This window comes from Thalassospira alkalitolerans (genome assembly GCF_002115745.1).
In the GTDB taxonomy this organism is placed as follows: domain Bacteria; phylum Pseudomonadota; class Alphaproteobacteria; order Rhodospirillales; family Thalassospiraceae; genus Thalassospira; species Thalassospira alkalitolerans.
In genome coordinates this window covers 45,123-66,774 of the sequence record NZ_JFKB01000008.1, presented here as the reverse complement: position 1 = coordinate 66,774, position 21,652 = coordinate 45,123, and the positions used below count along the sequence as shown (strand labels likewise).

Sequence of the window (21,652 nt, the reverse complement as noted above, 5' to 3'; positions counted from 1 at the left end):
ACGGACCGGGGGCTTTTTTATGCGTGCTATTTGCCCCAATAGGGAAATGGATCGGGCAGGTTTACATAACGATCTGGTTCGAACCTGCCACTCATCAGGGCGTCATCTTCGTCAACCACACAGGCGGCAAGCCGGGTGCGAAGGATTGCTTCGTTTATCTGATTGGCAAAACCGATAAAGACGATTTCCTGACGCCGGTCGCCAAAGGTCGGGTCCCAGTTTGATAAAACCCGGTCGCGCCAACCATTGTCATTTGGCCAGTGGTTTCGTGGTGTGGCGCACCACCAGCTTCCAAGGGCCTCGTGCTTGACCGCTGCCCCGGCTTGACTGATTTCGCCCACCCATCCGGGGCGGTTTGCCAGCCAGAAATGTCCTTTGGCACGGATCACGCCGGGCCATTCGGAATGGATGAAGTCGTAGAACCGTTTGGGATGAAAGGGCAATGGTGTGCGAAAGGTAAAGCTTCTGATACCGTATTCCTCGGTTTCCGGGACATGATCGGCAAAGCCATATAGTTCCTTTGCCCAAAGTGGATGATCTTGTGCCCGATCAAAATCAAACAGACCGGTATTTAATATTTCGGATGGATCAACCCGGCCGTGATCGGTTTCGACGATACGGGCATCGGCATTCAGCGCGTGGATAATACCAAGCACGGTTTCGCGTTCACGGGTGTCGATCAGATCAAGCTTGTTGACCACGATGACATCGGCAAACTCGATTTGATCGACCAGAAGGTCAACAATGCTGCGGTCGTCATCACTGCCAAGGCTTTCGCCCCGATCAATCAGGAAGTCGGTTGAGCTGTAATCGGCAATGACGCGCGCAGCATCAACCACGGTGACCATGGTATCAAGGCGTGCAATATCGCCAAGTGACTGGCCATACTCATCGCGGAAATCAAAGGTCGCGGCAACGGGCAGGGGCTCGGATATGCCGGTCGATTCAATCAGCAAATAATCAAACCGGCCTGCATCGGCCAAACGGCGTATTTCGGCCAACAGGTCATCGCGTAATGTGCAACAAATGCAGCCATTGGTCATCTCGACCAGTTTTTCATCCAATTGGGAAAGTTCCGCCCCGCCATCGCGGATAAGATCGGCATCAATATTAACATCACTCATATCATTGACGATCACCGCAACTTTTAACCCGGCGCGGTTGTTAAGCACATGGTTCAGTAACGTGGTTTTACCGGCACCCAGAAAACCGGACAGAACCGTGACCGGAAGGCGGTTGCTTTGCATGGAATGATCTCCGTTGATTTGTTATGTTATATCATAACGTTTATCGGGTTCGGATTTCCAATGCAATCGATTTCTGGCAAATCAAAACCCCGCCCAACGGGGGGCGGGGTTTGAATATGTGGCGATTGGTAATCAGGCGTTTTTTGTGGTTTTTGCCGTCTGGCCAAACAGGACTTTTTTGTCTTCTTCGCTCATTTCGCCAGATCGCAGACCTTCACCGGCCTTATAGGCGGCGATGGTCGCCGGGCGCGCCTGAATGCTTGCAAACCAGCGTTTCAGGTTGGGGAAGTTATTCAAATCCTGTTGCTGTTTTTCGTGCGAGACGATCCACGGATAGGATGCCATATCGGCAATCGAATAATCATCGCCTGCGATGAAATTGCGGCCTTCAAGGCGTTTGTTGAGCACACCATAAAGCCGGTTTGTCTCGTTGACATAGCGGTTGATGGCATAGGGGATCTTTTCAGGTGCATAGGCACTGAAATGATGGTTTTGACCGGCCATCGGGCCAAGTCCGCCCATTTGCCAGAACAGCCATTCCATCACGGTTTTTCTGGCGCGGACATCGCTTGGCAGGAACTTGCCGGTTTTTTCGGCCAGATATTGCAAGATGGCACCCGATTCAAACACCGTAATCGGATCGCCGCTATCGGCGGGGTTCTGATCAATGATTGCAGGCATCCGGTTGTTGGGTGAAAAGGCCAGAAATTCCGGCTTGAACTGATCACCGGCCCCGATGTTGACCGGGTGTATTTTGTATTCCAGTCTCGCTTCTTCAAGGAAAAGCGTGATTTTATGGCCGTTTGGCGTTGGCCAGTAATAAAGGTCGATCATGGGGCATTTGCTCCTGTGAATTGATGGTGTGTGGCAGTTCATGAATATGACCTTGCCAACACGTTTCTGATACGTCAATTTAAACCGATCATTCCATAACTCAAGGCCGGGCGAGAAATAATGTCTCGTCCCCACCTGACCTTTAAAGGAAGCCCCGATGATCCGTTTTTATTTTCACCCGACCCCGAACCCGGCCAAGGTTTCGCTTTTCCTTGAAGAAGCCGGTTTGCCTTATGAAGTTGTTCCGGTTGATACCAAAAAAGGTGATCAGCACAGCCCGGAATTCCGCGCCATCAATCCCAATGGCAAGGTCCCGGCAATCGTTGATACGGACGGGGCAGGCGGCAAAGAAGTGCGCGTTTTTGATTCAAACGCCATCCTGCTTTATCTGGCTGAAAAAACCGGCAAGTTTATGGGTAAGCCCGAAGATCGCGGTGAATTGCTGTCCTGGTTGATGTTCATTGCATCGGGCCTTGGCCCGTTTTCCGGTCAGGCCGTGCATTTTCAGCATGTCGCGCCAGCGGGCAGCGATTATGGCGTAAACCGGTATCGCAACGAGATTGCCCGCCATTACAAGGTACTTGATGATCATTTGGCCGGGCGTGACTTTATTGTTGGCGATGATATGACGATTGCCGATATTTCGGCTTGGGGCTGGGTCGAAAAGGCACCGTTCGTGCACAAAAATCCCGATGTACTCGACCTTTATCCCAACATTAAACACTGGCATACTGCAATTTCTGCTCGCCCGGCAGTTGAGCGTGCGCGTAAGGTTGGCTCAGATATTACCTTTAAAACAGAAGTCGATGATATCGCCAAGCGCGCGTTGTTCCCATCGAATTACAGCTAGTTTTGGGCCAATCAGCCGAGACATAAAAACACCCCCGACGGTTTTCCATCGGGGGTGTTGGCTATTCTCAAAGCACGAAGCTTTGAAAAATTAGCGATCAATCAGTGTTCTTCTTGCCGAACTGCTTGTTGAAATGCAGGACCAGAAGTGTCACCGCCGCACCTGATAGCAAATAGGCACCCACACCGGGCAGGCCATAGGCAACACAAAGCAGAAGTGCGATCAAAGGCGCAAACCCGGCACCTAGCAACCATGCAAGATCCGATGTCAGGGCCGAGCCGGTATAGCGGTATTCGCGTTTGAAATTCGATGCCAGCGTTCCAGCCGCCTGACCAAAGCAAAGCCCCAGAACGGCAAAGCCACCCAGAACAATCATGCCTTCATTGATGATGTTATAGGTATAAAGAAGTGGTGTCAGAAGGGCACCGGCAGCGATGATACCGGCCGAATAACCGAGTAACTTCCGACGGCCGATTTGATCGGCGATGAAGCCCGATGCGATAATACCAAGCCCGCAAAGCACCGCGCCAACGGCCTGTGTTAACAGGAACTGGCCCGGATTGGCCGGGGTATAAAGCACGACCCAGCTCAGCGCAAAGACCGTTACCAAGTGGAACAGGGCATAGCTGACCATTGGGACAAGCGCGCCCAAAAGGACGGTACGACCATTGTGTTTAATCGTGTCACGGATACGGGCCGCTTGAAGTTCGTTTTGCTCAAGCAGGCTGCCAAATTCCGAGGTCGCCACCAGACGCAGGCGGGCAAACAAAGCCACCACATTGATTGCAAAGGCAACGAAGAAGGCATAGCGCCAGCCAAAGGCAAGGAAATCCTCGGCCGAGAGGGTCAGTATCAGATAGGCAAACAGCGAGGACGCAAGGATAAAGCCAAGCGGTGCGCCAAGCTGCGGCATCATTGCATACCAGCCCTTGCGGTTATCCGGCGCGTTCAGTGCCAGAAGTGATGCAAGACCATCCCATGCGCCGCCAAGCGCCAAGCCTTGGGCAAAGCGCAGGCTACATAGCAGATAGATGGCAAACATGCCCGCCGTATCAAAGCTTGGCAAAAAGGCCATCGCCGCCGTTGATCCGCCCAGCAGGAACATTGCCAGGGTCAGTTTGGTGCCTCGGCCATAACGCCGATCCACCGTCATGAAGACGAGCGAGCCAATCGGACGGGCGATAAACGCCAGCGAGAAGATGGCAAAGGAATGGATGGTCCCGACAATTGCGCTGTCGCCAGGGAACAGAAGTTGCGGGAATACCAGTACAGATGCGATGCAATACACGAAGAAATCGAAAAACTCGGAAGATCGACCGATGATCACACCAAGTGCGATTTGACCGGGATCGTTGATCGTACCAGCCGAGTGTTGGCGTGCGTCGCGTTCCAGACCCGAGGAGGTGGAGGTCGCGTAGGATTGAGTGGATTGGGTCACGCCTGATCTCCCTAAATATCTGACTTAATTGCTTTCATTGGATCCAACGTCGGGGGCGTCTTTGGCGGCTCCCTTCTTGGACCGAGTCTAATTATAGACATGTGAATTGCAAACGTCAGTGTCAATTATTGTGTTGCGTCGCACAACGCATGGTTTACATAAGATTGATAATTGTCATGATCATGGGGCTATGCAAGGCGGTTTGCTTGACATTGCTGCGGCGCAGCTATAGCTATCGCCCTGGCCTGTCGGCCTGACAGGTTCAAAAAAAAATTCGTGAATATGTGCCTTTTACGTGGATGTTTGGAGTTAGTCTTCTTATATGCCGCTTGGGGTACATGTAAGCAGAGGTGTCGAAAGGCATCCTTGCAGCTTGCAGGCACGGTTGTTTGCAAGGCTATCTTCCAGAGACTGACAAAAGTAGAAGCGCATGCTTTCAAAACTTGCACGCGGCGTCGCAATTGCTTCTGTGTTCATGGTGCTGACCGGATGTAATCTGGTGGTTATGGACCCGTCTGGCGATATTGCGTCACAGCAAGCCGACCTTATCGTTGTTTCCACGATCCTGATGCTGATCATCATCATTCCGGTAATGGTGTTGACGGTGTTCTTTGCATGGAAATATCGTCAATCCAACAAGGATGCCGAGTACGATCCTGAATGGCACCATTCCACCAAGCTGGAAATTGTCATCTGGTCTGCCCCGCTTGCGATTATTATCGCGCTGGGTGCGATCACTTGGGTCAGTACGCACACCCTGGATCCATACCGCCCGCTTGATCGTATTGACGCGGATCGCCCGCTTGCCAAAGATCATAAGCCGATGGTGGTAGAAGTTGTTTCCCTCGATTGGAAATGGCTGTTCATTTATCCCGAATTGGGTATCGCGACCGTCAATGAACTGGCGGCCCCGATTGATACGCCGATCCAGTTCAAGATCACGTCTTCGGGCATCATGAACTCGTTCTACGTTCCGGCGATGGCCGGCATGATCTATTCGATGGCCGGTATGGAAACCAAACTCCATGCCGTGATCAACGAAGAAGGCGTGTATGACGGGTTCTCGGCAAACTATAGCGGCGAGGGTTTCTCGCATATGCGCTTTAAGTTCCATGCCCTGAGTGACGAAGGTTTTGCCGATTGGGTTGCCGGGGTCAAAGCCGATAGCCAGACCCTTGGCCGTTCGCAATATTTGGAACTTGAAAAACCAAGTGTTGCAGAACCGGTTCATTATTTCGGCGCTGTCGATCCCGAGCTGTACGCAGCCATCCTGAACATGTGCGTTGATCAATCAAAAATGTGCATGAACGAGATGATGGAAATCGACAAAAAGGGCGGTGGCGGTCTGGCGGGTATCTATAATGTCATGTCATTGACATACGATACCCCGCGTGAACGTGGCACTCAGCCTTTGCCGTCGTCCCGGTCTTATGTGGCAACGCTTTGCACGACGCCGTCCGGCGGTCTGAACAAGGAAATTTCGTCCATTCCGTTGTTTGACAACGGTGTGGTTAATTCCCGGTTCAGCCCCGTACCTGACGTTACGTCGACAGGGTTCTGAAGCAGTGCCGGTTGATGTAAGTCGACCGGCCCTTCGCGGATCGCGCACCGGCCTGGCCGGTGCGTTGCCGCATCGAAAAAAAGAGTAATCCGATGTTTTCAAATCCGGACCTTTTGCATTTTATATTTGGCCGGCTTTCACTTGATTCCCTGCCATTTCACGAACCAATCCTGGTCGTGACATTCGCAGCAGTTGTTCTGGGTGGTCTTGTCGTTTTTGGCGCTGTCACCTATTTCAAACTGTGGGGATATCTGTGGAACGAATGGATCACATCTATCGATCATAAAAAGATCGGTATCATGTATATCATTCTGGCCCTGGTCATGCTTTTGCGCGGCTTTGCCGATGCGATCATGATGCGATTGCAACAGGCGATTTCCTTTGGTGATGCCGCAGGTTACCTGCCGCCCCATCACTACGATCAGATCTTTACCGCGCATGGCGTGATTATGATCTTCTTCGTGGCGATGCCGCTGGTGACGGGCCTGATGAACTTTGTCGTGCCGCTTCAGATTGGCGCGCGTGACGTTGCCTTCCCGTTCCTGAATAATTTCAGTTTCTGGATGACGACGGCCGGTGCAATCACCTTGATGATGTCGATGTTTATCGGCGAGTTCGCAAGAACCGGCTGGCTGGCGTATCCGCCGCTTTCAGACATTGTTTACAGTCCCGGTGTTGGGGTTGATTACTATATCTGGGCCTTGCAGATTGCCGGTGTCGGGACATTGTTATCTGGCGTGAACCTGATTGTGACCATCGTCAAGATGCGCGCACCGGGCATGTCGATGATGAAAATGCCGGTCTTTACCTGGACCGCGCTTTGCACCAACATCCTGATTGTTGCGGCTTTCCCGGTTCTGACCGCCGTTCTGGTTCTGCTGTCGCTGGATCGATATGTCGGCACGAACTTCTTTACCAATGATCTTGGCGGTAACGCCATGATGTATGTGAACCTGATCTGGATCTGGGGGCACCCGGAAGTTTACATCTTGGTGCTGCCAGCATTTGGTGTGTTTTCCGAAGTGGTTTCGACTTTCTCTCGCAAGCGCCTGTTTGGCTATAGCTCGATGGTGTATGCGACGATCGTTATTACCATCCTGTCCTATCTGGTTTGGCTGCATCACTTCTTCACCATGGGGTCTGGTGCCAGCGTCAATGCCTTCTTTGGCATCACGACGATGATCATTTCGATCCCTACGGGTGCCAAGATGTTCAACTGGCTGTTCACCATGTACAAGGGCCGCATCAAGTTTGATGTCCCGATGCTGTGGACGCTTGGTTTCATGCTGACGTTCGTGATTGGTGGCATGACCGGTGTGATGCTTGCGGTTCCGCCGGCTGACTTTGTGCTTCACAACAGCCTGTTCCTTATTGCGCATTTCCACAATGTCATCATCGGTGGCGTGGTGTTCGGGATGTTTGCCGGTATCGTTTACTGGTTCCCGAAAGCATTCGGTTACAAGCTTGATCCGTTCTGGGGCAAAATGTCGTTCTGGTTCTGGCTGGTTGGGTTCTATGTTGCCTTCATGCCGCTTTATGTTCTTGGCCTGATGGGTGTTACCCGCCGCATGAGCCATTTCGACGATAGTTCGCTTCAGATCTGGTTCGTGGTTGCGGCCTTTGGTGCGGTTCTGATTGCAATCGGTATTGGTTCGTTCCTGATGTCGGTGGTGGTTGCGTTCCTGAAACGTGATCAGTTGCGCGATGAAACGGGCGATCCGTGGGATGCACGTACGCTGGAATGGTCGACCTCGTCACCGCCCCCGGCCTACAACTTTGCCTTTACCCCGGTTGTTCACGATCTTGATGCTTGGGCGGATATGAAGAAACGCGGCTTTGTGCGTCCGACGTCCGGTTTTATCGACATTCACATGCCGAAAAATACCGGTGCCGGTGCCATTCTGGCCGGGCTTTCTCTTGTCCTTGGTTTCGCCATGGTCTGGCATATCTGGTGGCTTGCCGCTGTCAGCTTTATTGCCCTGATCGGTGTGGCGATTGCGCATACCTTTAACTACAACCGCGATTATCATATCCCGGCTGGTGAAGTTATTGCGACCGAAGACGAACGTACCGTTCTTTTGGCAAAGCAGCAGGCGTAAGGGAATGACAATGGCGAATACAACTGCCTCTCAGACCGAAGCGCCGGTCTTTTACATGACGGAAGAGCATCACCCGCAAAACGGGACGATGCTTGGCTTCTGGATCTATCTGATGAGCGATTGCCTCATCTTTGCGATCTTGTTTGCTACCCATGGTGTGCTTGGCCGCAATTATGCGGCCGGGCCGTCGCCAGCCGATCTGTTCGATCTGGATCTGGTGGCGATCAACACATCGATGCTGCTGTTTTCTTCGATCACTTATGGCTTTGCCATGCTGGCGATGGAAAAGGGCAACGTTAAGGGAACCCAGCTTTGGCTGGTGATTACCGGCCTGTTCGGTCTCGCCTTTGTCGGGCTGGAACTTTATGAGTTCCATCACCTGTGGCATTTGGGTGCAACCCCGATGCGCAGTGGTTTCCTATCCTCGTTTTATACGCTGGTAGCGACCCACGGCTTGCACGTGTCATTCGGGATTATCTGGCTTATTACCCTGTTGGTTCAGGTTGGCAAGCATGGCCTGGTTCCGGAAAACAAACGTCGTTTGATGTGCCTGTCACTGTTCTGGCACTTCCTTGACGTCGTCTGGATCGGTGTTTTCTCGGTTGTTTATCTGTTGGGAGTTCTGGGATGAGCACGCATTCTCATGCACATGATGACCACGCCGGTCATGATCACGACCATGGTGATGGTGCCAGCCACGGTACATTCAACAGCTATCTGATCGGGTTCATCCTGTCGGTCATCCTGACCGCCATCCCGTTCTGGCTGGTGATGGAAGGGGTTCTTGACAGCAAGGTTGCAACGGCTGCCTGGATCATGGGGCTTGCAGTGGTACAGATCGTGGTTCACATGATCTATTTCCTGCATATGAATTCCAAATCCGAAGGCGGCTGGAACATGCTGGCCCTGATCTTTACCCTTGTGATTGTTGCAATCGCGATTTCGGGCTCGTTGTGGGTGATGTATCACCTGAACACCAATATGATGCCGCAGATGCACCCTGAAATGCTCCGCAGCGGCGGTCTTGGTTAAGACAGCCCAATGTTTTAAAGGGGCGCGATGCTTGATGGTGTCGCGCCCTTTTTTTGTTCCGATGTCTTTGCAAGGTCGTGATCCCAATGGCTGATCCCAGAAATTCCGAAAATCTGTTTGAAACGCATGTTAACCCTGGCCCGTCGATGGTGACCCGCGTTGTGGTCTGCCTGATCGGGGCGGTGTTGTTTTCGGGGTTCTGTGCGTTGGGCATTTGGCAGGTTGAACGCCGTGCCTGGAAGCTTGACCTGATTGACCGGATTGATGCGCGCGTTCATGCCGCACCTGTTTTGGCCCCCACGCACGATGATTGGGAAAATGTCGGCACGACCCGCGATGAATATCGCCATGTTTTTGTGACCGGCATCTATCGCAATGATCTTGAAAGTCATGTTTATGCTGCCACCGATTACGGTGCGGGATATTGGGTGATGACGCCGCTTTTGCGGGGGGATGGCAGTGTCGTGATGATCAATCGCGGTTTCGTCCCGACAGATCGCCGCGACCCCGCCAGTCGCGATGCCGGGATGATTGATGGTCAGATAATTGTGACCGGGCTTTTGCGGATCGACGAACCCGATGGTACGTTTATGCGCGATAATGTCCCGGCCGAGGATCGCTGGTATTCGCGCGATGTCCGCGCCATGGCCGCCAAACGCGGCTTAAATCCCGATGACGTTGCACCTTATTTCATTGATGCCGACGGGGGGGGCAATCCTGCCAAGTTACCGGTCGGCGGCCTGACCAAAATCCGTTTCCCGAACAACCATCTTGGCTATGCCTTGACATGGTTTGGCATGGCGGCCCTGACACTTGTCGGGGCATGGTTGGTGCTGCGCCGTCGCAAAGATGATGGCAGTGACGCCGATTTTGACTGACCAGATCGGTCTGCCCCTGTTGGTGCGGTATTTCTGAATTTTCTGATATGTCTTCCTGATATCCTGCTGACACGCTGCTGTCAGGAACCTGTTTGTCATGCGGTTCCCATTCCATTTGAACCGGCGCATGATGCCTTAATACCCCGGCAACAGGAACAGGAGACACAGGAATGATAACGGACCGCAAGCTGACATTTTATCACGCCGCCCCTTCACGCGGGAATACAGTGCATTGGATGTTGCAGGAACTGGGGATCGATTTTGACGTCAAGATGATCGATATCCGCAAAGGTGAGGGACAAAAACCGCAATTCCTTGCGATCAATCCACTGGGCAAAATTCCGGCCATCGTTCATGGCGATACCGTGGTGACCGAGGCCGCCGCGATCTGTTGTTATCTGGCTGATAGCTTCCCCGAAGCCGGATTGGCCCCGGCATTGGACGATCCGAAACGCGGAGCTTATTTGCGCTGGTTATTCTTTTCGCCGTCGACTGTTGAACCGGCACTTGTCGATCACGCGATGGGGCGTGAAACAGGCGACCGCAGCATGGTTTCTTATGGTGATTGGGACAGTTTCCTGTCCGTCCTTTTGGATGTGATCGTCAAGGCTGATCCGTGGATCATGGGCACGGATTTCAGCACCGTTGATGTCGTGTTGGGCGGAGCGGTTCGTTATGGCCGGATGTTTGACCTGTTGCCGCAAAATCCGGTTTTTGATGATTACATCGCCCGGATTAATGCGCGCCCGGCCTATCTGCGAATGCAGGAAATCGACGCCCCTTATGTCGCGGCGGTTATGTCGGCCTGATCGTTGATATTTAATTGTATGACAAATAAAAAGGCCAGTTTCCGCGAAATGAATTCTAGATGCGAAAGCAGTTGGAATATACTTGCTCTTGTGATTGTTGCAATCGCGGTTTGTCCCGAGATAGATCGCCACGTCCTCGGTAGTTGCGATGAGAGGATAATTGAGGGCCAGACGACGGTGGTTGGACTTTTGCGGATAGGCGAGTCCAAATGCACCATGTCGGCGCGATAATATCCCGGCGAAGGATCGTTGGTATTCGCGCGATGTGTGTTCCGTGGGGGATGGGCAGCTCAAATCCGATAGGGGTGCGCCGTACTTTATTGATATCAAAGGCACGGGGAACCCAGCCAAGTTGCGGTCGGCGGCCTAATTGAAAGATGATTCGACAATAAACAACCTAAGTTATGCGCTGACATGATTTGGTATGACGGTCTTGGTCGGTACACCGCCGCCCTGAAGACGGACTATGTCAGTGATGCTGACTTTGGCGGGTGAAGCTAGTCGTGCAGTATGTAGGAAAGCGTAGAGAATACCTAAATCCGTAGTTTTGATGGGGCGGACGCCGCACCTTTTGAAATGTTGTTTGCGTGTGGTCGTTTATGGATTCACACGTCAGTTTGCATTTGCAATTTTGTAATTGTATAAAGCGCCTTAGTTGATTTGGGGGTAGGCGTGCTTTTTAATTCACAGATTTTTCTTCTAGGTTTTTTGCCAGTCGTGTTAACGGCATATTACCTGCTGGCACGGTTGCGATTAGTGCGCGAATGGTTGCTTATTTTCTCGTCACTTTTCTTTTATGCGTATTGGGATATTCGTTTGCTGCCGTTGATCATCATATCCATGGTGACCAACTGGATTTTTGTTTATGGATTTTTCCAGATTGCCGGTCGTGGTCTAATTCCCATTGCCGTCACTCTGAATTTGCTTGTTATAGGTATATTTAAATACGCTGATTTTTTTGCAGGTTCACTTGCTTGGGTTATTGGAACGGATCATCAAGCATGGAATATTATTTTGCCACTTGGGATCAGCTTTTTTACCTTTCAGCAGATTTCATATTTGGTTGATGTCTCGCGTAATAAGGCTCCGTTGTACGGATTTCGTGAATATTGTCTCTATGTAAGTTTCTTTCCACAACTTATTGCCGGGCCAATTGTCCGGCATGATGAATTCATTTTTCAGTTGGAAAGATCGCCTTTGCGCGAAGGTTTGGCTGAGCGCCTTTCGCGTGGAAGTACGCTTCTTGTCATCGGGTTGATCAAGAAGGTTTTGATTGCAGACAGTTTTGCCAAATTATCGGATCAAATGTTTAGCGCTGCGAACGGTGGCGGATTGTCTACAATAGATGCTTGGTTAGGGGCCCTGGCCTTTAGTTTTCAGATCTATTTTGATTTTTCAGGCTATTCCGACATGGCCATTGGTCTTGCTCTTTTATTTGGTCTAACGCTTCCTGTTAATTTCAATATTCCTTATATCGCAACATCAATTCAGGACTTCTGGCGTCGCTGGCACATTACGTTGTCCCATTTCTTGCGAGACTATCTTTATATACCTCTAGGTGGAAGTTGGTTTGGGCCAACGCGCCAAGCGAGTGCCTTGGCGGTAACCATGCTGTTGGGGGGGCTTTGGCACGGGGCTGCATGGACATTTGTTCTTTGGGGCGGGTTGCATGGCTTAGCTCTGATTGTTCAAAGCTTGTGGCATAAACGGGCGTTTGCTCTGCCCAGCATTGTGGGCTGGTTTTTAACGATGCTTTTTTTGTGTGTGACATGGGTTTTGTTTCGTGCAGAGAATTTTGCCCAAGCGACTAGCATGCTTGAAAGTATGTTGGGAACTGGTCCAGTCGTCCCGGGGATCACAAATTATGCTGCAGCCCCTTGGGGGCTTGCCATTGGTGCTATTGTTGCACTGGTTGGGCCAAGCAGCCAAAGGTTCTGTCTGGAATGCGATTTCCGTAAGCCGGTTTTGGGCGTTGTGGTGGGGCTCGCCTTTGTTTTTCTTGCGTTAAAAGTCGGTTCAGACTTGGCGCCTGAATTCATCTATTTTCAGTTTTAGGATATCGCAATGGATTGGTCACGTTTTTGGCGAAACGTCCTGGCGACCATTATTGGTCTGTTTATGTTCATTGCTACGGCAATCTATATGGTTAATCCATATGGAAATTTACTTTTCACGCCACCTTTTGAAAAGGCCGTGATGGCAACAAATCAACGGTTTTCCTATCCTTCTGTTGCCCGGGATCCGCGTTTTGATAGTGCTGTCTTTGGGACATCGACCAGTAGGTTGCTAGACCCAAAGGATCTGGAGAGAAGATTTGGTGGTGATTTTGCCAATCTGGCGATGAATAGTTCTACAGCCTATGAGCAGTATCGTCTTTTGGACATTTATCTGCGTGTACATCCTTTGTCTCGTACTGTTGTGGTGGGCCTCGATATATCTTGGTGTGAGGCTGGAGACGAGCTTCATAAGTACACGTTCCGCGAATTCCCAGAATGGATGTATGATGATACTGCTTGGAACGATTTTCCGAATATGTTGACCCTCAAGACATTGGAAATTGTCGGTCGCAAGGTCGGATATCTTCTTGGGATTCGTGATACGAAATACGATGCAGACGGGTATCGAAATTTCTTACCCAGCCCATCCGAGTATGATCTTGAAAAGGTACGAAGAGGGCTTTATGGCGCGGAAGGCCCGCGTGAGCGCAGTTATAGTCAGGAACCTCAATTTCTTAGTGTGTCAGAGCGTGAAGATCTTAATTTTCCGAGTCATGATTTGCTAAAGAAAACTGTGGAAATCATTCCGGATGAAACGAAAAAAGTCTTTTTCTTCGCGCCATATCATTTCTTTTCTCAACCTCTGCCTGGGACACCAAGTGGTGAGGTTTGGAGTGAGTGTAAAAGACGGATAAACGATATCGTTTCACAGGGAAAAAATGTCTGGTTGGTTGATCTCATGATTCCATCATCACTGACCCAAATTGATAGTAATTATTGGGATCCCCTACATTATACAACAAATACTGCGACGAGTGTCGTGAATGTACTAGGTGACGTGGTGGATGAAAGTCGGCAACAACCAGAACTTTATCATCTATTATATACGTCTCGGTAGGTTCGATTTTCTTAGTGTAGAGTGTGATGTTTCGGTTGCGTGACAAATAAAAGGGCCGGTTTCCGCCATTGGAAACCGGCCTTTGTGGTTTTTAACGTCGGTTTGGTGCCGGATCAGGCATTTGTATGATCAACGACTTCGCCGCGTGCCGGATAGCCTTTGGCGATGACAAAATCAAGTGCGCCAAGGATTTGGTCAAAGGCCGGGCGGGCAAAGGGCATTGTCTGGACCGTGCCGAAATAAAGCGTGCCATCCGGGCGGACGACAAACAGGCCCGGTTCGGAAAACAGGGCGGGTTCTTCAACACCGGACGAGGTCACGCCATTGCTGGTCGAGATGTAAAGACCCCATTCACGCGCGGCTTCAAGCGACAGGCCATAGCCAAGATCGATATTTTCGAGTTTCCATTTTTCTTTGGCCTGTTCGGCGCGTTCTTGTGTATCCGATGACAGGACAACAACATTGACGCCACGTTTGGCAAATTCACCGAGTTTGTCATCAAGGTCTTTAAGGTATTTACCGCAAATCGGGCAATGCAGACCGCGATAGAAAACGACCATGGTGAAGTTTTCCGGCGTCTGATCGGCAAGCGACCATGTGCCACCGCCCACAAGCGGGACGGAAAGGGACGGGACTTTTTGGCGCGGCATCAGTGGGGTAATTGCGGACATTATCGAACCTCGTTCTTTGGTTTTTCTGTAATGCAGGCAATTATGGAACGTTCATTCCTTAATTGCAAACACCAAAGCGAAATGTCACCGAACCGTGATCATCTTTGAGACTGCAGGCGGAAAGGCAGGAAGGCGTTGATGCCGCCTGCGGTCGAAATGTCGTTAGATTTTTCGGGCGACGATGAACCGTGAATTGCTTGAGGCAGGATAGAGCCCGGTTTCAACGATCTTGAACCCGGCATTGGTAATCTGGGTGGCGATTTCGTCATAACGGACAAAATCAAGATAGGGCGCAATGCCAATCGCCTGCATCGCCCGGATCAAAATGTGCCAAAGGATGTTTTTTTCGCCCAGACAGATTGTTTTGGAAATCAACAGGCCATCAGATTGCAAAAGCGTATTGATTTTGCCAAGGGCTGCGGGGCGGTCAGCGACAAGATGCAGGAAGTTAAAAGCAAGCACCGCATCATATGTTTCGCCGTCAAGGCTTTGATCCGAAAGCGTGCCGGTTTTAAAATGGACATTTTCGACTGTGTTGGCATTTTCGCCCGCAACCGGGGCAAGCTTTGCCTGTGCGATATCAATCATGACGGTCGAAAGATCGGTTGCCGTGATATGGCGAACATCGGGGGCGAGTAACAAGGCGGTCGTGCCCGTGCCACAGCCGACTTCAAGAACCTTGTCATCGCGCGTCAGGTGTTTGCGTGTGTGATCAAGTGTCGCCTGATAGGCCTGCATATTGCGGACCGGGTTTTTGGCATATCGCTTGGCGATCTTGTCCCAGAACTTCTTGTTGCGATCCATCTTGTCCCCTGATCTTGCCGGTCAACCCCAAATTGAGGTTGATCACACCGATATGAATTATTCCGGCATGATGGACAATCGTCAATTGTTGACGTCACTGAACTGTGATGCGGTCGGGGGTGCACGAGGAAGGGGAGCAGAGCACAGCAGGGCTTGATTGAACCGGATGGCCGGTTGGCAAAGGCCGATGATTAATCCAGTGTGGTTAAAACCATATCGACATAATCGTTCAGGGTGCTGTCATCCGCACCACGGCGCGCCATCAGGTTGACGCCCTGAAATGATCCGGCGAAAAATCGTGATAATGCGCGGATATTTTTGGTGTCTGAAATTGTGCCCTGATTGATCCCGCGTTTGATGGCATTGGCAAACATGTCTTCGACCCGTCGAAAGGCTGCTTGGGCGATAGCGGCGGTTTCCGGATCGTGCGGGGCGAGTTCCATACCGGAATTCACCATCAAACAGCCTTTGTGGCGGCCTTCATTGCGGTCAAAGCGTGCCGCATTGCGAAACGTCTCGGTAATGGCTTCGCGGCCATCGTCAATGTCACGCAGTTTTTCAAAACGGGCGGAGCTGATTTTCTGGCTGTAATGATTAAGAACCCGCAGGAACAGGGCCTTTTTATCGCCAAAGCTTGCATACATGCTGGCCCGGTTCAGCCCGGTTCCATCCACCAGATCCTGAACGGATGTGGCTTCGAACCCCTTGCTCCAAAACAGGTTCATCGCGTTATCAAGAACGCTTTGTTCGTTAAATGCGCGAGGGCGGGCCATCGGGGGATCCTTGAATGCGTGCGTTCGGTGGTAAATTATTGGAACGGGTATTCTGAAACTAATTTATAAATATAGATTGTTCTGGTGATAATCAACCATCCGAGGGTGCTTGATCAGGATTGACGCGTCAAAGTGACAAAGCTGTAATCTGGTCCATCGGGATTTACGATGGTTTCGCGCGCTGTTTCCTGCCATTTGTCGGCAGGCAGCGGTTCCAGAAAGGCATCGCCATCGATATCGTCATGCACCTCGGTCAGTTCGTATCGCGTGGTAAAGGGCAGGGCGATTTTATAAATCTGTGCCCCACCGGCAATGATGACCTCGTTGACATTATCCTGGGCGGCAATTTCGTCGGCCAGCGTAATCGCGCTTTCGATGTCATGACAAACCCGGACATTTTCATGATCAAATGACCAGCCGGTATCACGGGTGACGACGATGGTTGTGCGTTTGGGCAAAGGTTTGCCAATCGCCTCGAATGTGACGCGGCCCATGATCATCGGTTTGCCAAGGGTCAGCGCCTTGAACCGTTTAAGGTCTTCGGGCAAATGCCAAGGCATCCAGCCATCCTTGCCAATCGCGCCGTTTTTGGCCGCCGCAACCACGGCAACCCGTTCGATCCGATCGTTATTATTGGCTGGCATCAGACGGCAACCTTGCCCGCAATATGGGGATGTGGGTCATAACCGGTCAGTTCAAAATCCTCGAACTTGAAATCAAAGATCGATTTGACATCTGGATTGATCTTCATTGTCGGCTGCGGGCGTATGTCGCGCGACAACTGCAATTCAACCTGTTCAAGATGGTTGGTGTAAAGATGCGCATCGCCCAGCGTATGGACGAAATCGCCAAGGCCTAGGTCACACACCTGCGCGATCATCATGGTCAAAAGTGCATAGGACGCGATGTTGAACGGCACACCAAGGAAGATATCGGCGCTGCGCTGATAAAGCTGACACGATAGTTTGCCATCCGCGACATAGAACTGGAACAGGCAATGACACGGCGGTAGTGCCATGTTTGGCACATCGGCGACGTTCCAGGCCGAAACGATCAAACGGCGGCTGTCGGGATTGGTTTTGATCTGGTCGATCAATTGGCTGATCTGGTCAATGGTTTCGCCATTTGCCCCGTGCCATGACCGCCATTGACCACCATAAACCGGGCCAAGGTCGCCATTTTCATCGGCCCATTCGTTCCAGATGCGAACCCCATTGTCCTGTAAATATTTAACATTGGTGTCACCGGCCAGAAACCACAGCAATTCGTGGATGACCGATTTGGTATGCAGCTTTTTGGTGGTGACCATCGGAAAGCCCTGTGACAGGTCAAACCGCATCTGGTGACCAAATACCGATACCGTGCCGGTGCCAGTACGATCTTCCTTGGCCGTGCCGGTATCGCGTACCAGTCGCATCAGATCGAGATATTGCTGCATGCCGCATCCTGTTGTTCGGAATCGTGTTTGGGGCAGCATAGTCAGCGGCATCGCCTTCAGCAACATGCAGTTACTAGTCAAATTTTGAAGGGGTAAATAGCATCACATTGGGCGCTTAATTATCAAATTTTTTAAGTTTCAGTTTTACGTGCTCCACTCGATGGCATGTTGGGCACAGTAAAGTAAAGTCTTTGTGGGAAGTATACCGGATACCTTCTGCGATTGGGTTTTTGTGATGAACATCGAGTAGTGCGCGCGCCTTAAGTTTGATGTTGGGAAATATTGAACGAGGATCAAAACCGCATTGGTCACATAATAGTGTTCCTTGGCTTCGGCGAGATCTTACAAAACTATCGGCGATCCATGCTGCCCGTTTTCTAAGTTTAATGCGGCGTTCAATGGGGAAACCTTCTAAAGCTCGGTCAGTAAGATCGCGCTCGATCAAGTGTATGCTTGTTCGGTCGATATCACTTTTCTCTGCCAATTGTATTTCGTCATCGATGGCAACATGAGCATTTGGGGCGTCTTGGTGTTCTAATTCTAGTCCTTCAAACAACGCCCTTTCATCGTCATTGATAGCTCTTAAAGTTGCGGACGAGCGAGCAAATAGTCGTCTATAGGTTGGTTCATCAAGGACATCTTTAGCTTTAGGTGTACCTGAAATTCGGTAGGTTCCGACTATTGGGAATGCGACAGACCAACGTCGGCGTTGTCCGTCTTGGTCCCACATGTCCTGCAAATGCTTATATTCATCTTCGCCAATTATTGATTTCAATGGGCGAGACGTATAGCGCAGTTTATGTACGGCTATCAGTCTTCCCTTTAATTTCTCATGCCTTGCTAAAGTTTTCACGTAATCGGGATCATCTTCGTAACCTACGTTTGGATTATGAAATGTCTCAGTGATGTATTCTATTATCCAGCCATGAGAAAATTGACGTTGGATTGTGGACTCGCATTGGGGAATTGCTGATACACCTTTTCCGGTCGGGGTGAAGCCGATCCAAGTGGTTCCAGGTAGCCAATCAGCTTTTGCTGCAGTGAGGCCTCCATCCAAATCTCCAACTTTGGTCATTTTTGCAAGGAATCCCGTAATGCTTGATCTGAACTATCAAGATTATATGCGCGTATGAGCACAGATAGAACACCTTAAAAGTGTGGTTGTTGATATTATTTCAACAAAAGAATATCCTTTAAAGCCCTTGCGAAAGTGGGGGCGTTTAACCTATATAAGGGCTGTCGGGGCAACTCGACTATGGCGTTACACGACTTGGCAGAATAGACGTTACGGACCCGGGGGCGGTACCCGGCGACTCCACCAACTTTCAAAACTTTGAATCGCTTTACTCGGGCGAGGATGTTGGGGTCGAAATAGGATCGACGTGTGTAGTAAAAGCCTCTGTTGGCGCTCGGCATGGTACCACCGATATCGGGCCAATGTTTGTAAACGCAAACGATAACAATGCTCAGGTTGCTGTTGCTGCGTAAGCGGCACTAGCACCATAGCGAAAATTCCGGTTGCCGGGAGCGGTAATTTGGTGGGGGACGGGGCACCTAGCAACAGAACGCCCCACTCTTGTATTTCTCCTCCGCTTGTTTATGAATAGAGTTAACCAAACGCGTTGTAGTGAAATACGGCGTGTGAACACCCATATGCTCATGACGGGTTAACCCGCCAGATACAGGATTTTCGATGCAGGAACCGGAAGAATTCCGTTACGACCTGATGGTCGACCAGGCGCTGCGCGGCGTGGTGAAGCAGATCCTTTCGCGCGCGGCCGTAGAAGGCCTTTTCGGCGAGCATCACTATTACATCACGTTCCAGACAAATCATCCCGGCGTTGCCTTGCCTGAAAATCAGCGCAAAGCACATCCCGATAACATCACCGTTGTTTTGCAACACCGGTTTTGGGATTTAAAAGCCGAAGATGATCATTTTTCTGTCGGGATGAGTTTTGATGGAATGCCGACCACCTTGGTCGTGCCTTATGATGCCATGCTGGCCTTTGTCGATCCGTCCGCCAACTTCATGCTGACATTCAGCGTCGAAGAAGAAATGGACGATGCCGATTACGACGAAGACGAAGACTTTGATGCCGATTTGGCCGCTGAACTGGCTGCCGAACTGGCCGATGGCGGTGACGACACCCCGCAACTTGTGACCGAACCGGCCAAACGCAAAAAGAAAAAGCCTGTTGATCAGGGTGAAAGCGGTGAAGTTATCGCCCTTGATGCGTTTCGTAAAAAGTGATGTCAAAAGGGGCGGCCATTTGGCCTGCCCCTTTTTCGTTCCTGCATATGCCGGTTTGTTTCCCGCATTTCGGCAAAGCCTGTTCATCTAATGTCGCGTGGAAATTTGCCGCGTTTGGCGTTATGAACGGCCATAATTAAACACAACAAAACAAACCCACCTTGTTTTTGAGAGAGACGAGAACTTATCCCATGAGTGATTTTGTCTATAAACCCATGTTCGAACAGGGGAAGGACACCACCCCTTACCGCAAGATCGGTGACGAAGGTGTTTCGACCGTTGATGTCAATGGCGAGACCTTTTTGAAGGTCGAACCCGAGGCAATTGAAAAACTGACGCTTCAGGCGTTTTTTGATTGTTCGCATTTGCTGCGTCCGGGCCACCTCGAACAATTGCGCAAAATCCTTGATGATCCGGAAGCAACGCCAAACGACAAATTCGTTGCGATGGATTTGCTGAAAAATGCCAATATTGCATCGGGCGGTGTTTTGCCGATGTGCCAAGATACCGGCACGGCCATCGTTATGGGCAAGCGCGGCGGCAAGGTCATCACCAATGGTGCGGATGAAGAAGCCCTGTCAAAGGGCATCTGGCGCGCTTATCAGGAACATAACCTGCGTTATTCGCAAGTGTCCCCGGTCAATATGTTCGAAGAAAAGAACACCGGAACCAACCTTCCGGCCCAGATCGATCTGTATGCGACGCCGGGCAATGAATACAAATTCATGTTCATGGCCAAGGGCGGTGGTTCGGCCAACAAGACCTTCCTGTATCAACAGACCAAGGCGCTTTTGAACCCGGAAAGCCTGCGCAAGTTTCTGGACGAGAAAATCAGGACCCTTGGGACGTCGGCTTGCCCGCCGTATCATCTTGCCATCGTCATTGGCGGCACCTCGGCCGAGGTTGCGCTTAAGACCGTTAAAATGGCATCGGCCCGGTATTACGATAACCTGCCGACCGAAGGCGGCGACCATGGTCAGGCCTATCGCGATCTTGAATGGGAACAAAAGGTTCTTGAGATGACGCGCGAAATGGGCATTGGCGCACAGTTTGGCGGTAAGTATTTCTGCCACGATGTGCGCGTTGTTCGCCTGCCGCGTCACGGGGCCAGTTGCCCGGTGGCGATTGGTGTTTCGTGCTCTGCTGATCGTCAGGTTCTGGGCAAGATCACCAAGGACGGTATCTTTATCGAAGACCTTGAACATAACCCGGCAAAATACCTGCCAGAGGTTTCGGACGAACATCTTGATGACAACGTGGTCAAGGTTGACCTGAACCGTCCGATGGATGAAATCCGCAAGCAATTGTCGCAACATGCGGTCAAAACCCGTCTGGCGCTGACCGGGACCGTGATTGTCGCACGTGACATTGCCCACGCCAAAATCAAGGAACGCCTTGATGCGGGCGAAGGCATGCCGGAATACATGAAAAACCATCCGGTTTATTATGCCGGTCCGGCCAAAACGCCCGAAGGCATGCCGTCTGGCTCGTTCGGTCCGACCACGGCCGGGCGTATGGATGCCTATGTCGAACAGTTCCAGGCCGCTGGCGGATCGTTTGTCATGCTGGCCAAGGGCAACCGTTCAAAACAGGTCAAGGATGCGTGTAAGAACCATGGCGGGTTCTATCTTGGCTCTATCGGGGGGCCAGCCGCACGTCTGGCACAGGATTGCATCCGCAAGGTTGAAGTTCTTGAATATCCGGAACTGGGCATGGAAGCCGTCTGGAAGATTGAAGTCGAAGATTTCCCGGCCTTCATCGTGATCGATGACAAGGGCAATGACTTCTTTGCCGAGTTTGGGATTTAAACTGCTCAGATGCGCCGATACGGTAGGGCGACATTGTTGTTCTAT

Annotated in this window: 20 protein-coding genes and 1 other RNA gene; 12 read left to right on the top strand and 9 right to left on the bottom strand. The window is 51.1% G+C overall.

The genetic code is table 11. The features are described from left to right. Positions 1 to 26: 26 nt before the first annotated feature. Positions 27 to 1,247: a GTP-binding protein gene (locus TALK_RS12520; protein WP_085619366.1), complete on the bottom strand. Its 1,221-nt coding sequence runs from the start codon at positions 1,245 to 1,247 to the stop codon at positions 27 to 29. 132 nt (positions 1,248 to 1,379) lie between these two features. Continuing rightward, the gene (locus TALK_RS12515; protein WP_085619364.1) at positions 1,380 to 2,081 is read right to left on the bottom strand and encodes a glutathione binding-like protein; all 702 of its coding nucleotides are present in this window, start codon (positions 2,079 to 2,081) and stop codon (positions 1,380 to 1,382) included. A 157-nt stretch (positions 2,082 to 2,238) separates the two neighbouring features. Here TALK_RS12515 and TALK_RS12510 point away from each other — a divergent pair, with 157 nt between their 5' ends. Next, entirely contained in the window at positions 2,239 to 2,931 is a 693-nt protein-coding gene (locus tag TALK_RS12510; RefSeq protein ID WP_085619362.1) for a glutathione S-transferase family protein, read from the top strand. Between the two features lie 97 nt (positions 2,932 to 3,028). Here TALK_RS12510 and TALK_RS12505 read toward each other — a convergent pair whose 3' ends face one another. Further along, positions 3,029 to 4,369 carry an MFS transporter gene (locus TALK_RS12505; protein ID WP_085619360.1) on the bottom strand — a complete coding sequence of 447 codons (1,341 nt, stop codon included), beginning with the start codon at positions 4,367 to 4,369 and terminating at the stop codon, positions 3,029 to 3,031. A 430-nt stretch (positions 4,370 to 4,799) separates the two neighbouring features. Here TALK_RS12505 and cyoA point away from each other — a divergent pair, with 430 nt between their 5' ends. From cyoA to TALK_RS12465, 8 genes are all read left to right on the top strand, one after another. Next, positions 4,800 to 5,930, top strand: a complete 1,131-nt coding sequence (cyoA, locus tag TALK_RS12500; protein ID WP_085619358.1) for a ubiquinol oxidase subunit II — start codon at positions 4,800 to 4,802, stop codon at positions 5,928 to 5,930. A 92-nt stretch (positions 5,931 to 6,022) separates the two neighbouring features. Then, a complete protein-coding gene (gene cyoB, locus TALK_RS12495) occupies positions 6,023 to 8,029 on the top strand; it encodes a cytochrome o ubiquinol oxidase subunit I (RefSeq protein ID WP_085619356.1) in 2,007 nt (668 codons plus the stop codon). 10 nt (positions 8,030 to 8,039) lie between these two features. Next, on the top strand, positions 8,040 to 8,660 hold the full coding sequence (cyoC, locus tag TALK_RS12490) for a cytochrome o ubiquinol oxidase subunit III (protein WP_085619354.1): 621 nt from the start codon (positions 8,040 to 8,042) through the stop codon (positions 8,658 to 8,660). After that, a complete protein-coding gene (locus TALK_RS12485) occupies positions 8,657 to 9,061 on the top strand; it encodes a cytochrome o ubiquinol oxidase subunit IV (protein ID WP_085619352.1) in 405 nt (134 codons plus the stop codon). Before cyoC ends, TALK_RS12485 begins: the two co-directional genes overlap by 4 nt. An 86-nt stretch (positions 9,062 to 9,147) precedes the next feature. Continuing rightward, positions 9,148 to 9,939, top strand: coding sequence for an SURF1 family protein (locus TALK_RS12480; protein WP_245829868.1), 792 nt, complete (start codon positions 9,148 to 9,150; stop codon positions 9,937 to 9,939). A 170-nt stretch (positions 9,940 to 10,109) separates the two neighbouring features. Next, on the top strand, positions 10,110 to 10,748 hold the full coding sequence (locus TALK_RS12475; protein ID WP_085619350.1) for a glutathione S-transferase family protein: 639 nt from the start codon (positions 10,110 to 10,112) through the stop codon (positions 10,746 to 10,748). A 672-nt stretch (positions 10,749 to 11,420) separates the two neighbouring features. Then, a complete protein-coding gene (locus TALK_RS12470) occupies positions 11,421 to 12,803 on the top strand; it encodes an MBOAT family O-acyltransferase (RefSeq protein ID WP_085619348.1) in 1,383 nt (460 codons plus the stop codon). A 9-nt stretch (positions 12,804 to 12,812) separates the two neighbouring features. After that, positions 12,813 to 13,862, top strand: coding sequence for a hypothetical protein (locus TALK_RS12465; protein ID WP_085619346.1), 1,050 nt, complete (start codon positions 12,813 to 12,815; stop codon positions 13,860 to 13,862). 113 nt (positions 13,863 to 13,975) lie between these two features. Here TALK_RS12465 and TALK_RS12460 read toward each other — a convergent pair whose 3' ends face one another. The 6 genes from TALK_RS12460 to TALK_RS12435 all read right to left on the bottom strand — a co-directional run bounded on the left by TALK_RS12460 (position 13,976) and on the right by TALK_RS12435 (position 18,623). Continuing rightward, positions 13,976 to 14,533 (bottom strand): peroxiredoxin-like family protein, encoded by a 558-nt coding sequence (locus TALK_RS12460; protein ID WP_085619343.1) that lies wholly within the window; start codon positions 14,531 to 14,533, stop codon positions 13,976 to 13,978. A gap of 162 nt (positions 14,534 to 14,695) precedes the next feature. Continuing rightward, positions 14,696 to 15,337: a class I SAM-dependent methyltransferase gene (locus TALK_RS12455; protein WP_085619342.1), complete on the bottom strand. Its 642-nt coding sequence runs from the start codon at positions 15,335 to 15,337 to the stop codon at positions 14,696 to 14,698. A gap of 191 nt (positions 15,338 to 15,528) precedes the next feature. After that, a complete protein-coding gene (locus TALK_RS12450) occupies positions 15,529 to 16,110 on the bottom strand; it encodes a TetR/AcrR family transcriptional regulator (protein ID WP_085619340.1) in 582 nt (193 codons plus the stop codon). A 113-nt stretch (positions 16,111 to 16,223) separates the two neighbouring features. Continuing rightward, positions 16,224 to 16,754 (bottom strand): dihydrofolate reductase, encoded by a 531-nt coding sequence (locus TALK_RS12445; protein WP_085619338.1) that lies wholly within the window; start codon positions 16,752 to 16,754, stop codon positions 16,224 to 16,226. Continuing rightward, on the bottom strand, positions 16,754 to 17,548 hold the full coding sequence (locus TALK_RS12440; RefSeq protein WP_085619336.1) for a thymidylate synthase: 795 nt from the start codon (positions 17,546 to 17,548) through the stop codon (positions 16,754 to 16,756). Before TALK_RS12440 ends, TALK_RS12445 begins: the two co-directional genes overlap by 1 nt. Positions 17,549 to 17,663: 115 nt before the next feature. Next, positions 17,664 to 18,623: an HNH endonuclease gene (locus tag TALK_RS12435; RefSeq protein ID WP_085619334.1), complete on the bottom strand. Its 960-nt coding sequence runs from the start codon at positions 18,621 to 18,623 to the stop codon at positions 17,664 to 17,666. Positions 18,624 to 18,746: 123 nt separating this feature from the next. Between TALK_RS12435 and ssrA the strand changes: the two genes are divergently transcribed. The 3 genes from ssrA to TALK_RS12420 all read left to right on the top strand — a co-directional run bounded on the left by ssrA (position 18,747) and on the right by TALK_RS12420 (position 21,607). Continuing rightward, positions 18,747 to 19,123: a transfer-messenger RNA gene (ssrA, locus tag TALK_RS12430) on the top strand. Between the two features lie 118 nt (positions 19,124 to 19,241). Beyond that, positions 19,242 to 19,799: an SspB family protein gene (locus tag TALK_RS12425; protein WP_085619332.1), complete on the top strand. Its 558-nt coding sequence runs from the start codon at positions 19,242 to 19,244 to the stop codon at positions 19,797 to 19,799. Between the two features lie 191 nt (positions 19,800 to 19,990). Then, positions 19,991 to 21,607, top strand: coding sequence for a fumarate hydratase (locus TALK_RS12420; RefSeq protein ID WP_085619330.1), 1,617 nt, complete (start codon positions 19,991 to 19,993; stop codon positions 21,605 to 21,607). The last annotated feature ends 45 nt before the right edge of the window (positions 21,608 to 21,652 follow it).